This window comes from Aliiroseovarius sp. S253 (assembly GCF_049800855.1).
Classification (GTDB): Bacteria; Pseudomonadota; Alphaproteobacteria; order Rhodobacterales; family Rhodobacteraceae; genus Aliiroseovarius.
Map to the genome: position 1 here is coordinate 279,556 of NZ_JBNAFW010000002.1, position 13,100 is coordinate 292,655.

Sequence of the window (13,100 nt, forward strand, 5' to 3'; positions counted from 1 at the left end):
AGCCGTCGTTATGTGCCCAGAAGAATCAACCCTGCCAGCGCGCCACCTAATTGATAGAACGCTAGAAAATCGCCCGCCAGAAGACCGTCGATGGCGAAGCCGATCAGCAACGGGATCACTGCAAAAAGACCCACCTCGACCAATGTCATCGCCCAGGTCACTCCGACTTGTGGCCAAAAGGCCGCGAACAAACCGCGAAGTGTCAGCGGCTTGCCCTCCATCAACCCAACGCGACGTTCGGACAGGCGGCTCATTTTTCGCGCGCCTCCTCAACGGTCATGAAATCAAGAATGGCCTGCTGGTGCCCAGTGATCGGGCTTTCCCCAATCGCCGCGGGTCCGATCTCAAGATGCGGACTGACCAATGCCTTTTGCTGCTGTTCGCAGGCATAGACATCCTCGGCAGTGAAATCGCCCGAAGCCATCGGGTCATCCTCTCCTGTGGCGTCGTGATCGTTGTATTTCGGTCCGCCAAAGCCTTTCCAGAAGTTCCAGCTGCTCCAGCCCTGTTTGGTAAACTCCCAGCTAGACACATTGGCCAGTTTGGTACGATTTTCCACGCGTGTCAGGTTTGGACCCAACGGCGTGATGATGAAGATGTTCCAACTGTCCTCGCTTGCGCCAAGCCCAATCCCCGGAAACAGCATTGGCACCCACGCGCCTGTATGTGGCTCAGCGATCACGCGAGGCGTGGGCAGGTTTGCTTCCAAGTCCTTGGCATAATCGGCCGAGGGCGGCTCCCAGAAATGGTAGTGCGGCCCTTTCCATCCATACTCGGCCTTCGCATGGTCATACATGTGGAGCGTATTCGAATGCAGATGGCTCAGATGATAGACATCGATGTAGTTCTCGACGACGATCTTCCAGTTGGCTTTGATTTCATAGCTCTGACGTGCTTCTTCATATTCCACCAGTTCCTCTGGCTTATGCGGGCCAAGATGAGGATCCACCGCGCCAAACCACTCGACCAGAGACGGCGCATCAGGGTCAGGATGCACAAACAGCATGCCACGCCAGACATCGACACTGGCAGCCTTCAGACCAAGGCACTTCTTGTCGATCCCGTTCGGGTATTCTGTCGCCTCATCCGGCACCGAAATCAGGTTGCCTTCAAGATCATACGTCCAATCATGATACGGACAGGTCAGCGCCTTTTGCGTCTTGCCGACAGCGCGGATCAACTGCGTACCCCGGTGGCGGCAGATGTTGTGAAACGCCCGCAGCCGATGGTCACGTCCCATCACAATGAAAATGTTGTTCAGCCCAGCCTGGACCGAGATGTAGTGCCCCGGCTCGGGCACGTCCTCGACCAGGCCGGCAAACCGCCAGCTGCGTGAAAAAATCAGACGTTGTTCGCGGTCGAACCAGTCTTGCGATGTGTACGCCTCGACGGGCAGGCGGTGGTACATATTGGTCATAGCAAACCTCATACAAGCCAATGGGAATATTGCGGAAACAGGGATGCGGCGAACATCATAAGGCCGAACAAAGCCCAGAGCGTTGTGACCGCCCAAAACAACACCGGGTCTTCGTCACGGTTCACTTCAAAAACCAGATGGGATTGGCCTGTTGAGATCGCAGGCACGATCCACCACAGGAAAAGCAAACCCCAAACCCAGTACAATCCAAGAAGGGCAGCGATCACGAGGACCGGGAACGCGACGTAGTTAAGAACGCGGGAGGTGTTCATTTCGGGGTCTCCAGACTGGCCGCGAGGATAAGAGCGGCCTGTTTCAGTTCATCACGCCATACTGCAGGAGGTTGCAGCGGCGTCATGGCGTCAAGATTCACGTAGGACGAGGTAATTCCCTGCGCCGCAGCGCGAATTGTTCCGCGATCAGATTCGGGGGACATGCGGGCCAGCGATCGTTCAATCACGGCAATAAATCTTTCAAGGCTTGCGAGCAGTGGTGCGCGGGCGTCTGGATAATCCTCCACAGCAGCGGTCAGCGCCTGCCAAGCCAACATCAAGCGTGGGTCAGACCCACCGTTTTCCATAAACAATAGCTCGACCAGTTGCTCAGGTGAGCTCAAGTCATCCACCGCCTCGCTCATTGCTGCGGTCGAAAGTGTAAAGCCTTCAACCACGTGCGCCACAAGCGACGCGACCATTTGATCCTTGTTACCCAGGTAATGACGCAGCAACGGTCGCTTCACACCCGCCTGCACCGCGATACGTTCCTGCGTCGCGCCTTCAAGGCCAAATCGCGCCACACACGTCAGGTATGCGTCAAGAATTTCCTCGGTTCTTTGATCTTTCAAGCTGGGGCGTGCCATGGCTTCCTCGTTTATTGTCACAAATGACAAATAAACACTCGAAGTAATTTGTCAATCATGACAATTAATGTTTGCTGCGATCATCCTCGACCTTGCAGCAGAAAGCGGCCATCGATCTGCACAAGGCAAACCACCTTTCTGAAGAGCAAATTCGGATTCATAGTTCTGTGCGCGGATGGATACGCAAGGCGAAACCAGTGAACATATTTTGCGCGCCTGTGCCGAAAAAGCCCAAGATGGGTCAGGCGGCAGAGTTTTTGCGTTTGCAGAAAAGGTCCTATTGACCTCAATTTTCGCTTGTTCTAGTTAGTAATTCTACTGCGCGGGCGTTGTGTAGTGGTAAGACCTTAGCCTTCCAAGCTAATGACGCGGGTTCGATTCCCGCCGCCCGCTCCAAACCTTCCCGAAATCTCTGGAACTGCGGCCAACCGGTCTGTAATTCGCCTTGATCGCGCGTCAGTCTTCGATCTTGCGTGCTTCGTCGACCAGCATCACCGGAATACCGCCACGGATCGGAAAGGCCAGATTGGCGGCCTTTGACAATAGCTCTTGCTTGTCCGCGTCATAGGTCAGCTGGGTCTGCGTAACAGGGCAGACCAGTGCTTCGATCATGCGGCGGTCGAACTTGGTTTCCGCTGGGGTGGTCATTGAACTTTCTCCTCGCCCGCGCCTTTGCGCAACGCAAATTCCATAAGAGTTACCAGAGTTTCACGGCGCGTTGGCAGCGAGGGGGCCTCTAGCAGTGCCTGCTTATCCTCGGCCGCAAAGGGGCACAACATGGACAAGGCATTGATCAACAATTCGTCCTCGGCCGCTTCAAGGCTTTCCCAATCGGTCTGCAATTCCTGCAGATTGAAATAGCGGGTCAGCAGCGTCAGAAACGCCTCTCGATTCAGACCTCGGTCATGCTCTGGCTTGCCGAGGTCGCGGTCGAAACTGTCCCAACCCATCTGTGCTTTCAGATAGGGTGTGAACCCCGTTTCGATCGGCCCCAAACGAAAGCGCGACACGCCAGTCAGTGTAACCATATAGCGCCCGTCATCAGTTTCCGTGAACGATGTAATCCGCCCTGCGCATCCGATGCTGTGCAGCCGCGTATCTTCACCGCATTCTTCGCCAATGGGTTGGATCATTCCCAGCAACCGCTGGGGCGTTTTCAGCACATCGTCGACCATCGCAAGATAGCGCGGCTCGAACACATGAAGGGGAAGCCGGCCACGGGGCAAAAGCAGCGCGCCCGGCAAGGGGAAGATCGGAAGAATATCCGGCAAGTCAGCTGATGAGATCATAACACCAGTCTAGCGCGACTTTTCCGTTCACACAAAGATCATCGACGACAGCTTGCGACGACCCGTCAGAGCGATCGGATCCTTGGCGTCCAGAGCATCGAAAATGGTGAAAAGCTGCTGTTTGGCGGCCGCGTCATTCCAGTCTCTATCCCTGCGGAAAAGCTCCAAAAGCTCATCCACTGCGCCTTGCACATCACCATCTGCATTCATTGCAATGGCCAGATCAAAGCGCGATTGGTGATCGTCGGGATTAGCATCCACCGCGGTGCGCAGTTCGGCCAAGGGGCCAGCACTTTCGGCCTGACGGGCAAGTTCGATTTGGGCACGGACAGCTTCAAGTTCGGGCGCGTCCGAGATCTCAGCAGGGGCACCATTCAGTGTCGCCTCGGCGTCATCCGCGTTATCTACAGCCAGATGTGTGCGGGCCAGACCAGCATAAGCTGCGGCCGAATTCGGGTCTTCTTCAAGGATTGCGGCATAGGTCTGAGCAGCGTCCTGCACTTCGCCAGCTTCCAGCATTTCATCGGCGGCAGCAATCGCATCCGCTAGCCCGCCATCACCGCCAAGCTCAGCAACGCGATCCACGAAAGCTTTAATCTCGCTGGGGGGAACTGCGCCCTGAAAACCATCCACGGGTTGACCCTGAAAGAAGGCATAGACGGTCGGGATTGACTGCACACGCATCTGACCTGCGATCGCCTGGTTTTCATCCACGTTCACCTTGGCCATTCGAACCTTGCCGCCTGCCTCAGTCACGGCAGCTTCCAAAGCTGGACCAAGCGTTTTGCACGGGCCACACCACGGCGCCCAGAAATCGACGATCACTGGCACCTCTTGCGAGGCCTCGATCACGTCCTGCATGAAGGTCGCTTCGCCCACATCTTTGATCAGTTCTACGCCCGCAGACGCGCCGTCCAGTCCGAATTCCATGGCTTTGGCTCCGTTTGATAGATTTAACGCTTATATGGCGTGGGTAAGACAGGTTTTAAAGGTCGAATGTCGCGAATACCGGCGCGTGATCCGACGGCTTTTCCCAGCCGCGCGCATCGCGCACCACCCGCGAGCCGTGACCCGCATTCGAGATATCGGACGTGGCCCAGACGTGATCTAGACGACGACCTTTGTCGGCAGCATTCCAGTCGCGGGCCCGATAGGACCACCAGCTGTAAAGCTGCCCTTCGGGAATATCCTGACGGGTAATGTCGACCCAACCGGCGGCATCTTGCACATCACCCAGCGCCTCGACCTCGACTGGGGTGTGGCTGACTACTTTCAGAAGCTGTTTGTGCGACCAGACATCGTCTTCGCGCGGGGCGATGTTCAGATCGCCCACAAGGATCGATTTCTGTGGCTTGGCCTTCCTGAAATGATCGCGCATGTCCGACAGGTAATCGAGCTTCTGGCCAAACTTCTCGTTCACCTCGCGATCCGCTACATCACCGCCTGCGGGGACATAGAAATTGTGCACGGTCACGCCGTTTTCCAGCTGCCCTGCAATGTGGCGGGCGTGGCCCAGATCGGCGAAATCAAAGCTTTCGGTTTCGACCATTGGGATGCGCGACAGGATCGCAACGCCGTTATAGCCCTTCTGCCCACGCGCAACCATGTGCGTATAGCCCAGCGCCGCGAACCCTTCGAGCGGGATCTTCTCGACCGGGCTTTTACATTCCTGAAGGCAGAGCACATCGGGTGCCTCTTCTTCCAACAGCTTCAGCACAATCGGCTCGCGCAGACGGACCGAGTTGATGTTCCAAGTGGCTAGGGTGAAGCTCATTGCGTCCTCCGGTTTCGCACGTTTGATGCGACCATACTGGACGGATCAAAAAGAGAACAGGGGCGAGTTTGACCCGCCCCTATTTCATCAAGCGTAGGATACTACTTCCCACTCAACGCCGTCATGGTCGTCGAAATAGAATCTCTTGCCCGGCTCGTAGTCCCCGTGATTATGCGGTTTGAATCCAGCAGCTTTCGCACGCGCCTCGACTGCGTCAATGTCATCAACAACGACACCCACATGGTTCAATCCGGCACGGGTGGTATAGGAATGCTGCGGGTCTTTCATTGCCATATTGGGCGTGTATAGAGCCACATAGCTGTCTTCATCCCCCACATGAGCGGTATAGCCACCCGACATCGCGTCGCCTTCCCAGCGGATCTTCCAACCAAACACAGCGCCCAGCCACGCGGCGGTTGCTTTGGGGTCGCTGACGGTCACATTCACATGCTCTAGATTTGCCATTTCGGCCTCCTTGATCTTCGTTGCGACTCGGTTGATAATTCCTAAAGCTTACTTTAGCTCAAGCTTTTTCTTTCGGAGATTGCGCATGGAACGCAGAAACGAGATATCCATTGGCACACTGGCAGACCGCACCGGGTTGGCCGTGTCCGCGATCCGGTTTTACGAGACGCAAGGACTGGTCGCGCCGGAACGCAATGCGGGCGGGCAGCGGCGGTTTCTACGATCCGACATCCGCCGCCTGAGCTTCGTCATGATCGCGCAAAAGTTCGGCTTCACGCTGGATCGTATCCGCGAGGTTCTGGGCCGCCTTCCCCAAAGCCGCACACCCACCGCCAAGGACTGGACTGAAATATCTCAGGACTTCCGCGCCGAGTTGGATGAACAGATTCAGGCTCTAACCCGCCTGCGCGACAAGTTAGACGGGTGCATCGGGTGTGGGTGCCTGTCACTGGATCGTTGTGCGCTTTACAACCCGGATGATGTCGCGGCGGATAAAGGGGCGGGACCACGATATCTGATGGGGGATCAAGCCGTGAGACCCGAGGACTAAATACAGCTGGACCTCGACCAGCATCTTGATCTGCCTTAAGGCGGCGCGGCGAACAGCCGTTCAGACTGCCCTGAAGGAGACCATACATGACGGATCATGGACACAGCCCACAAGAGATCACCGCTCGCATCGGCGCACCACCCGGACGTGGAGTTCTGAAAGATGCCGTCTATGGCGCCATCGACGGCGCGGTGACCACATTCGCCATCGTCGCGGGCGTCGCGGGCGCCGGGCTGTCGCCACTCATCATCGTCATTCTTGGGCTGGCAAATGTGCTGGCCGACGGGTTTTCCATGGCGGCCGCCGCCTATTCCGGGACCAAAGCGGAACAGGACAATTTCCTGCGCATCCGAAAGATCGAGGAAGACCACATCGCACGAAACCCCGAAGGCGAATGGCGCGAGGTCCGCGAGATCCTGTCGCAAAAAGGCCTGTCAGACCAAATCCTGGACGAGGCAACAGACGCCATCACCAAAGACAAGGAAAACTGGATCGCGATGATGATGGAGGGCGAGTACGGGCTGGGCGGAATAGACCCTAATCCACTGCGATCTGCCACAACGACCTTCGTGGCGTTCCTTATTGCCGGCATGGTTCCTCTGCTGCCCTTCATACTGAAACTCGACGCCGCCTTCACCTTGTCCGCGTGGATGACCATGGCCAGCTTCTTTGCCATCGGCGCGCTGAAAAGCCACTGGTCGCTCAGCCCGTGGTGGCGATCAGCGATTGAGACCCTGCTGATCGGAGGCGCGGCGGCAGGGTTGGCTTATGGGGTGGGGAGTTTGTTCAACACGTAGGGGGCAACACGGTTCGATTCTACGAACTCCCATCTCAGGGCTCTAGCGGTGGAAGATGATGCCCCAAAGTCGGAGGAGTGAGGGATCAATTGCCAGCTCGGTTCCGTTTCGCCACAACCTCAATCAATTCCTTGATTGTGCTTCATTTCCGGGAGACAAATGGGCATTGGTTAAAAAGGATTGAAGATGCAGGAAAGATCACTCGCCCAGGCATTTTTTATTGCGATAGCTGCTTTGGCCTTTTTCTCTATGTGCTTTAATGGCGTGATGGTCGCGTTTCGCGCAATCGGGATTACGCATCGGCGCCATGACTGGGTGCAACCTTACTTGAATGATTGGTTGCTCTACTCTTTTTTGGTCTTTGTTGCAGGAACGATCCTCGCGTTCGTTTTTCGGCCAAAAGGTTCCCAGTTCAAGACGGTCGATCAACTTCATGAAATTGCGTGGGAGAAGAGTTCAAAAGGCAAGTCGTTGAGCGACGCGGAAAAACTGTGCCTCAATGCGGTCGGCCTCAACAACTATGTTGTGTCAGGTGGCGTAGAGAGTGGCGTTGCTAACTGGGGCGTAGACGGCGTTCGCAATGCTTTGCCCACCCTCGACACTTTAGGGCTGAGCCAAGCCAAGGAAATTCTGACTGAAGCGGTCGATTTTGTTGAGTGGTCGGATGCAAACGAAGACAATTTCTATGAGTCAGAACAGATCGCCTATTTCGAAAAGTGTGCTGACTATGATCGGAGGCTACGAGACGCCGGTCTGCATCAGGTAAGAGACCGACTGGGAGATTGGTTGAAGTCGAATAACCGCTGATCGCAATTCATACCATCGGGAACTAAAAAAAACCGGGCCACGCGGGCCCGGTCAGTCTTCAGGGAGGAATGTGCCCTTAACCTCGGGCACAGGAGGATCTTTAAGCGTTCAGGCGATACCCGCCGCTTTCTGTCACCAGCAGCCGTGCGTTCGAGGGATCGGGCTCGATCTTTTGGCGCAGGCGATAGATGTGGGTTTCCAGCGTGTGGGTCGTGACGCCTGCGTTATAGCCCCAGACCTCGTGCAGCAGCACATCGCGGGCCACAACACCATCGGTCGAGCGATAGAGGAACTTCAGGATGTTCGTCTCTTTCTCGGTCAGGCGAACTTTGCGGTCATCCTCGGTCACCAGCATCTTCACGGACGGCTTAAACGTATACGGCCCAAGCTGGAACACGGCGTCTTCGGATTGTTCGTGCTGGCGCAGTTGGGCGCGGATGCGGGCCAGAAGCACCGGGAATTTAAAGGGTTTCGACACATAATCATTGGCACCCGCGTCCAGACCAAGAATGGTGTCCGCATCGGTGTCATGACCTGTCAGCATCAGGATCGGGCATTTCACACCCTGCTTTCGCATCACGCGGCACAGTTCGCGACCATCGGTATCGGGCAAGCCCACGTCGAGGATCACCAGATCATACAGCGCTTCCTTGGACTTGGTGATCGCCTCGGCCCCGTTTCCGGCTTCGAAAACGTCAAAATCCTCGGTCATCAGCAGCTGTTCGGCCAACGCGTCGCGCAGATCCTCGTCGTCATCTACCAGCAAAATCTTTTTCAACGTGGACATGGCGCCCTCCTCTGTCGTGTTGCTGATAGATTTGTGGGCGCGCACGGAAATGACAAGATATGCAACAAAACTCTCACGGCCTCGTGTCAATTCACCGGGAAATGTTTCATATCGTGTCATAACCGCCTATCTAAGGCGGGAGAGGAACGCCATGACGCTTGCCCCAAACCAGACCGAGCTTCTTGCCCGCGCCCGCGCCGATTTGCGTATGGGGGTGCCGGTTGTGTTGCGGCTGGACGGGCGGGATGTGATCGCTGCGGCTGCCGAAACCCTGTCCGCCGGGCGTTTGGACAGCTTGCGGGCCTTAGGGGACGCTGTTCTGGCGATCACGCCGAGACGGGCGGAAACGCTGAAGGCGCGCGCCTACTCCGACCGGGTGGCGCGGATCGAGCTGCCATCAGATGCGGATACCCGTTGGATTGCCTCGGTCGCAGATCCGGCGGATGACCTGTCGCACCCGATGAAAGGCCCATTTCGCACCTGCCGCGGTGGTGATGACGCGCTTGAGGCGCACGCGATTGCGCTGTGCAAAACAGCACAGCTTTTGCCGTCCGCCTTAGTCGTGGAAACGCAGGATGCCGACACCCTGGCCCTGTCTCATGGTCTAACGCTGGTGCATCTGGACCCTGAAACGCTCCGTGATCTGCATCTGGCACCCGTGGTCCATGCCCGCCTGCCCATGCAGGTATCCGAGACCGGGCGGCTGCATATTTTCCGACCTGAAGATGGGGGCGAGGAACACTATGCTGTCGAAATCGGACGCCCTTCGCGCTCTGAACCGGTACTGGCGCGGCTGCATTCGGCCTGTTTCACCGGCGACGTGCTGGGCAGCCTGAAATGCGATTGCGGCCCGCAACTGAACGCCGCGCTGGCGGCTATGGGAGCAGGTGGCGCAGGCGTACTGCTTTACCTAAACCAAGAGGGCCGCGGCATTGGCCTTGCCAATAAAATGCGCGCTTATTCCCTTCAAGATCAAGGGTTTGACACGGTCGAGGCCAACCACCGTCTGGGCTTTGAAGACGACGAACGCGATTTCCGTATCGGGTCCGAAATCCTGAAGTCCATGGGGTTCTCTCAGGTCAAACTGATGACAAACAACCCACGTAAAGTGGCGATGATGGAAGACAACGGCATCAAAGTGGCCAAGCGCGTGCCGCTTAAGGTCGGCGAAGGCACGCATAACGCGGCTTATCTTGCGACCAAAGCCAAGAAATCCGGGCACCTTCTGTGACCTTTCCCCGCCGTCACGACATGGTCGTCACCCGCTGGGGCGCGCGCTTCATGGGGCGGCGCTTTCCCGTGGCGATCGGGCGCGGTGGCATGACCGACGACAAACATGAAGGCGACGGAGCAACCCCCCGTGGTGTCTGGCGCCTGTTGGGTGGCAACTTTCGTGCGGATCGTCTGTCCCATCCTGATACCCAGTTTGACCTGAACACCATCGGCCCGATGGATATCTGGTCCGACGACCCTGCCGATCCAGCCTATAATCACGGGCTACGCGCCCCGAACTATCCCCACAGCCATGAGAAGATGCGCATGACCGCGCCACTTTACGACGTGGTACTGTTCAGCGATTGGAACTATCCGGATGCCACCCCCGGCAAAGGTTCGGCCATTTTCGTGCATCAATGGCGCAAACCACGACACCCAACGGCGGGCTGCTTGGCCTTCGCACCAAATGACCTGCGCTGGATTCTCGAACGTTGGACCCAGCGAAGCCGGATCATTGTCCGCTAACTCTATTTTCTTACCAAAAATATCCTGGGGTGAGAGCCGCAGGCTCGAGGGGCAAAGCCCCTACGCGACCTAGGGCCAAGCCTCTACGCATAATCCCGCTCGCCAAAAATCGCCGAGCCGACGCGCACATAAGTCGCGCCCTGCGCAACCGCGCGTTCGAAATCACCGCTCATCCCCATCGAAAGCCCCTCAAACCCGTTCTGTTTCGCCAATTTGGCCAAAAGCGCGAAATGCAGGCTAGGCTCTTCGTCTGAAGGCGGGATGCACATCAGACCCTCAACAGGCAGGTTAAGTTCGCGACATAGGGCCACCAGCTCGGACAAATCATCCGGCAGAACACCCGCTTTCTGGTCTTCTTCGCCCGTGTTCACCTGAATAAACAGGCGGGGACAGTGACCTTCTTCCTCGGCAATGCGGGCGATGGCACGGGCCAGCTTTGGGCGGTCGACGGAATGGATCACGTCGAACAGCCCCATGGCTTGCCGAGTTTTGTTGGTCTGAAGCGGGCCGATCAGATGAAGCTCGACCCCGTCGAACTTTTCCTTCAGGTCAGGCCATTTTCCAGCGGCCTCTTGCACCTTGTTTTCACCGAAGACGCGATGACCTTCTTCCAACACAGCAACCACGCGCTCTAACGGCTGAACCTTGGACACGGCAATCAATTGCGCCGATCCCGGGGTGCGACCCATGCGGGCCTCTTCCTTGGCAATGCGGTCTTGAATGTCTGAAAGTGCCATGGGTCATCCTGTCGTTTCTACAATGACAGATGTCCCAAAAGAAAAGAGCGGGCGCAAGGCCCGCTCTTCCCATTCCAAATAATCCGTTAGGATTAGAAGGTCATGATGATGCCCAGGTCAGCAACGGTTACGCCGCCAACTTCGCCAACACCGGCGTTAACCGAAGCGCCACCGCCCAGGTCGTACGAAACGCCCAGACCGTATGCGTCAGCCGAAGCACCTGCAACGTCAACTTCCGAGTAAGCAGCCGTTACGGTTGCAGCACCCATGGTGTAAGCAGCGGTCAGACCGTAGCTGGTTACGTCCAGATCGTCGTTACGCGAGTACAGAGCGTCAAGAGCGATATCGCCGATGTCTGCGCCCAGTTTAACCGAGATAACGCTCGAGTTCGAAGCGTTGCCCCAGTCGTCGTAACCCAGACCGAATTCGTAGTCGCCCATCGAGTAGATGGCTGCCAGCGAGAAGTTTTCAACACCAGCCATGTCGTACGAAGCAGCAACGGTGAAGTCACCGAACGAGCCCGAGTACATGATGTTGCCGATGTCGCCAGCGTCGATCAGAGCTTCTGCAACGTTGTCCATGCCCAGACCCGAGTAACCGATGTCCGACAGGCCCAGTTTGGCGTCGGTGGCCGAACCAACAGCACCAACGGTCAGTTTGCCGAAGCCGCCTTCAACGTATACTTCGGTGTCACCAACAGCAGTTGCGCCGCCGTCCATGGTGATGTCGAAGTCTGCGCCGAACGACAGGCCACCATCGGTTTCGCCAGTCATGGCAACCGACAGAGTGGTGTAGTAGTCAGGCTGCCAGTCGTCGATGGCGGTTACTACGTCATCAGCAGTACCCACAACGCCGTCAGCACCAGCGTCTACAGAAACGCGGCCGTCAAGGTAAGTTACACCAAAGCCAGCTTCACCCGAGAAGCTGATTTCAGCGGCTGCGAAGCCAGCAGAAGCGACCAGAGCGGTCGAAGCGAAGAGAATCTTTTTCATTTCGTTTTCCCTCATATTTCAAGAGTTGACCTCAATTCAGGGGAATCCGAATTGAGTATGCTTGGGTAATTCCACCTTTCCGGCGGTCATTGCAAGCGGGCTGAAACGTCTGAAACGGTTTGCGGGGCGCATTGGTGCTTCTATGCCACAGTTTCTTTCCCGCATCCGGCGAAAACCCGCAATATCAAGTGATTCTGCGAATATAGGGGTGATTTACAGCATTTGGGAAAACGCTTGCCCGCCCGCAGGCGCTTATATACTAACAAGAGGAATTTTTAGCATATGGGGCTGTTTCATGGGCATCCTTAGAACTTCTGCTTTTGGTCTGTCGCTGGTTGCGATTCTAGGTCTGTCGGCCTGTGGTGGCAGCCGTGGGTCCGCTGGGTCCGGCAACATATTCGGCGGCGGCGGGAACGCACAACAACAAGGTGGCGGGCTCGGGCATACTCCTGAAGTGGAAGAGCCGCGCGAGACCATCTGGGATCTGTTCAAGAACGTAGACGACCCCAATACCACCGTCGAAGTAAACCGTTATATTTGGAATGCGTCGCTGGATGTCCTGAGCTTCATGCCAGTTCAGGCGGCGGATCCGTTCTCGGGTATTATCGTGTTTGGCCTTGGCCGTCCGCCAGGTGGCGGCGCCGCTTATAAAGCCACTGTATATGTGCGCGACCCCGCATTGGACGCTCGTTCACTGTCGGTTGCGCTGTATTCAAGCAGTGGCCGGCCAGCCAGCGCCGAAGCTGTTCGCAAAGTCGAGGACGCGATCCTGACCCGCGCACGCCAGCTGCGTATTCGTGACGGCAAGCTCTAACAAAAGACAGGGTCTAGACCCGGAACGACCAGACTTATAAGACATGCGCCGGGCCCACTGCCCGGCGTTTTC

The 13,100-nt window shown here is 56.8% G+C and carries 18 protein-coding genes and 1 tRNA gene; 7 read left to right on the plus strand and 12 right to left on the minus strand.

The genetic code is table 11. The features are described from left to right. Positions 1-8: 8 nt before the first annotated feature. From ACP15F_RS12850 to ACP15F_RS12865, 4 genes are read right to left on the minus strand one after another with little or no spacing between them, the layout of a single operon-like run. A complete protein-coding gene (locus tag ACP15F_RS12850) occupies positions 9-254 on the minus strand; it encodes a hypothetical protein (RefSeq protein ID WP_424941228.1) in 246 nt (81 codons plus the stop codon). Next, entirely contained in the window at positions 251-1,417 is a 1,167-nt protein-coding gene (locus ACP15F_RS12855; RefSeq protein WP_424941229.1) for an aromatic ring-hydroxylating oxygenase subunit alpha, read from the minus strand. The genes ACP15F_RS12850 and ACP15F_RS12855 overlap by 4 nt, the downstream gene beginning before the upstream one ends. An 8-nt stretch (positions 1,418-1,425) precedes the next feature. Next, complete coding sequence (locus tag ACP15F_RS12860; protein WP_424941230.1) at positions 1,426-1,689, minus strand: hypothetical protein; 264 nt, start codon at positions 1,687-1,689, stop codon at positions 1,426-1,428. Next, the gene (locus ACP15F_RS12865) at positions 1,686-2,276 is read right to left on the minus strand and encodes a TetR/AcrR family transcriptional regulator (RefSeq protein ID WP_424941231.1); all 591 of its coding nucleotides are present in this window, start codon (positions 2,274-2,276) and stop codon (positions 1,686-1,688) included. The genes ACP15F_RS12860 and ACP15F_RS12865 overlap by 4 nt, the downstream gene beginning before the upstream one ends. A gap of 322 nt (positions 2,277-2,598) precedes the next feature. Here ACP15F_RS12865 and ACP15F_RS12870 point away from each other — a divergent pair. Further along, positions 2,599-2,672: transfer RNA gene (locus ACP15F_RS12870), tRNA-Gly, on the plus strand. A gap of 60 nt (positions 2,673-2,732) precedes the next feature. On the opposite strand, the gene ACP15F_RS12875 is transcribed toward ACP15F_RS12870, so the two are convergent. The 5 genes from ACP15F_RS12875 to ACP15F_RS12895 form a co-directional block, all read right to left on the minus strand. Beyond that, positions 2,733-2,924, minus strand: coding sequence for a Trm112 family protein (locus ACP15F_RS12875; RefSeq protein WP_108857882.1), 192 nt, complete (start codon positions 2,922-2,924; stop codon positions 2,733-2,735). Next, complete coding sequence (locus ACP15F_RS12880) at positions 2,921-3,565, minus strand: LON peptidase substrate-binding domain-containing protein (RefSeq protein ID WP_424941232.1); 645 nt, start codon at positions 3,563-3,565, stop codon at positions 2,921-2,923. Before ACP15F_RS12880 ends, ACP15F_RS12875 begins: the two co-directional genes overlap by 4 nt. Before the next feature lie 27 nt (positions 3,566-3,592). After that, positions 3,593-4,495, minus strand: coding sequence for a thioredoxin (trxA, locus tag ACP15F_RS12885; RefSeq protein WP_424941233.1), 903 nt, complete (start codon positions 4,493-4,495; stop codon positions 3,593-3,595). A 55-nt stretch (positions 4,496-4,550) separates the two neighbouring features. Beyond that, positions 4,551-5,339 (minus strand): exodeoxyribonuclease III, encoded by a 789-nt coding sequence (locus ACP15F_RS12890; RefSeq protein WP_424941234.1) that lies wholly within the window; start codon positions 5,337-5,339, stop codon positions 4,551-4,553. A gap of 87 nt (positions 5,340-5,426) precedes the next feature. Next, on the minus strand, positions 5,427-5,804 hold the full coding sequence (locus tag ACP15F_RS12895) for a VOC family protein (RefSeq protein ID WP_424941235.1): 378 nt from the start codon (positions 5,802-5,804) through the stop codon (positions 5,427-5,429). Positions 5,805-5,889: 85 nt separating this feature from the next. Between ACP15F_RS12895 and soxR the strand changes: the two genes are divergently transcribed. The 3 genes from soxR to ACP15F_RS12910 all read left to right on the plus strand — a co-directional run bounded on the left by soxR (position 5,890) and on the right by ACP15F_RS12910 (position 7,958). Continuing rightward, positions 5,890-6,354 (plus strand): redox-sensitive transcriptional activator SoxR, encoded by a 465-nt coding sequence (gene soxR / locus ACP15F_RS12900; RefSeq protein WP_424941236.1) that lies wholly within the window; start codon positions 5,890-5,892, stop codon positions 6,352-6,354. A gap of 86 nt (positions 6,355-6,440) precedes the next feature. Beyond that, positions 6,441-7,151 (plus strand): VIT1/CCC1 transporter family protein, encoded by a 711-nt coding sequence (locus ACP15F_RS12905; protein ID WP_424941237.1) that lies wholly within the window; start codon positions 6,441-6,443, stop codon positions 7,149-7,151. A gap of 186 nt (positions 7,152-7,337) precedes the next feature. Beyond that, positions 7,338-7,958 carry a hypothetical protein gene (locus tag ACP15F_RS12910; RefSeq protein WP_424941238.1) on the plus strand — a complete coding sequence of 207 codons (621 nt, stop codon included), beginning with the start codon at positions 7,338-7,340 and terminating at the stop codon, positions 7,956-7,958. A gap of 100 nt (positions 7,959-8,058) precedes the next feature. On the opposite strand, the gene ACP15F_RS12915 is transcribed toward ACP15F_RS12910, so the two are convergent. Continuing rightward, positions 8,059-8,745 (minus strand): response regulator transcription factor, encoded by a 687-nt coding sequence (locus ACP15F_RS12915; protein ID WP_108857892.1) that lies wholly within the window; start codon positions 8,743-8,745, stop codon positions 8,059-8,061. 151 nt (positions 8,746-8,896) lie between these two features. On the opposite strand from ACP15F_RS12915, the gene ribA reads away from it, so the two are divergent. Beyond that, positions 8,897-9,976 carry a GTP cyclohydrolase II gene (gene ribA, locus ACP15F_RS12920; RefSeq protein WP_424941239.1) on the plus strand — a complete coding sequence of 360 codons (1,080 nt, stop codon included), beginning with the start codon at positions 8,897-8,899 and terminating at the stop codon, positions 9,974-9,976. A gap of 20 nt (positions 9,977-9,996) precedes the next feature. Next, complete coding sequence (locus tag ACP15F_RS12925; protein ID WP_424941632.1) at positions 9,997-10,485, plus strand: L,D-transpeptidase family protein; 489 nt, start codon at positions 9,997-9,999, stop codon at positions 10,483-10,485. 83 nt (positions 10,486-10,568) lie between these two features. Here ACP15F_RS12925 and ACP15F_RS12930 read toward each other — a convergent pair whose 3' ends face one another. Beyond that, entirely contained in the window at positions 10,569-11,222 is a 654-nt protein-coding gene (locus ACP15F_RS12930; protein ID WP_424941240.1) for a YggS family pyridoxal phosphate-dependent enzyme, read from the minus strand. A gap of 92 nt (positions 11,223-11,314) precedes the next feature. Beyond that, positions 11,315-12,214 carry a porin gene (locus ACP15F_RS12935; RefSeq protein ID WP_424941241.1) on the minus strand — a complete coding sequence of 300 codons (900 nt, stop codon included), beginning with the start codon at positions 12,212-12,214 and terminating at the stop codon, positions 11,315-11,317. 295 nt (positions 12,215-12,509) lie between these two features. Between ACP15F_RS12935 and ACP15F_RS12940 the strand changes: the two genes are divergently transcribed. Further along, positions 12,510-13,028 carry a DUF3576 domain-containing protein gene (locus ACP15F_RS12940; protein WP_424941242.1) on the plus strand — a complete coding sequence of 173 codons (519 nt, stop codon included), beginning with the start codon at positions 12,510-12,512 and terminating at the stop codon, positions 13,026-13,028. Positions 13,029-13,100 lie beyond the last annotated feature (72 nt).

Excerpts from the sequence above, each read along its gene's own strand:
- ACP15F_RS12875 (WP_108857882.1), bottom strand. The coding sequence starts at position 2,924 with ATGACCACCCCAGCGGAAACCAAGTTCGACCGCCGCATGATCGAAGCA.
- ACP15F_RS12935 (WP_424941241.1), bottom strand. The coding sequence starts at position 12,214 with ATGAAAAAGATTCTCTTCGCTTCGACCGCTCTGGTCGCTTCTGCTGGC.
- ACP15F_RS12860 (WP_424941230.1), bottom strand. The coding sequence starts at position 1,689 with ATGAACACCTCCCGCGTTCTTAACTACGTCGCGTTCCCGGTCCTCGTG.
- ACP15F_RS12930 (WP_424941240.1), bottom strand. The coding sequence starts at position 11,222 with ATGGCACTTTCAGACATTCAAGACCGCATTGCCAAGGAAGAGGCCCGC.
- ACP15F_RS12890 (WP_424941234.1), bottom strand. The coding sequence starts at position 5,339 with ATGAGCTTCACCCTAGCCACTTGGAACATCAACTCGGTCCGTCTGCGC.
- soxR (WP_424941236.1), top strand. The coding sequence starts at position 5,890 with ATGGAACGCAGAAACGAGATATCCATTGGCACACTGGCAGACCGCACC.
- ACP15F_RS12850 (WP_424941228.1), bottom strand. The coding sequence starts at position 254 with ATGAGCCGCCTGTCCGAACGTCGCGTTGGGTTGATGGAGGGCAAGCCG.
- ACP15F_RS12865 (WP_424941231.1), bottom strand. The coding sequence starts at position 2,276 with ATGGCACGCCCCAGCTTGAAAGATCAAAGAACCGAGGAAATTCTTGAC.
- ACP15F_RS12880 (WP_424941232.1), bottom strand. The coding sequence starts at position 3,565 with ATGATCTCATCAGCTGACTTGCCGGATATTCTTCCGATCTTCCCCTTG.
- ACP15F_RS12905 (WP_424941237.1), top strand. The coding sequence starts at position 6,441 with ATGACGGATCATGGACACAGCCCACAAGAGATCACCGCTCGCATCGGC.
- ACP15F_RS12940 (WP_424941242.1), top strand. The coding sequence starts at position 12,510 with ATGGGCATCCTTAGAACTTCTGCTTTTGGTCTGTCGCTGGTTGCGATT.
- ACP15F_RS12895 (WP_424941235.1), bottom strand. The coding sequence starts at position 5,804 with ATGGCAAATCTAGAGCATGTGAATGTGACCGTCAGCGACCCCAAAGCA.
- ACP15F_RS12925 (WP_424941632.1), top strand. The coding sequence starts at position 9,997 with ATGGTCGTCACCCGCTGGGGCGCGCGCTTCATGGGGCGGCGCTTTCCC.
- ribA (WP_424941239.1), top strand. The coding sequence starts at position 8,897 with ATGACGCTTGCCCCAAACCAGACCGAGCTTCTTGCCCGCGCCCGCGCC.
- ACP15F_RS12855 (WP_424941229.1), bottom strand. The coding sequence starts at position 1,417 with ATGACCAATATGTACCACCGCCTGCCCGTCGAGGCGTACACATCGCAA.
- ACP15F_RS12915 (WP_108857892.1), bottom strand. The coding sequence starts at position 8,745 with ATGTCCACGTTGAAAAAGATTTTGCTGGTAGATGACGACGAGGATCTG.
- trxA (WP_424941233.1), bottom strand. The coding sequence starts at position 4,495 with ATGGAATTCGGACTGGACGGCGCGTCTGCGGGCGTAGAACTGATCAAA.
- ACP15F_RS12910 (WP_424941238.1), top strand. The coding sequence starts at position 7,338 with ATGCAGGAAAGATCACTCGCCCAGGCATTTTTTATTGCGATAGCTGCT.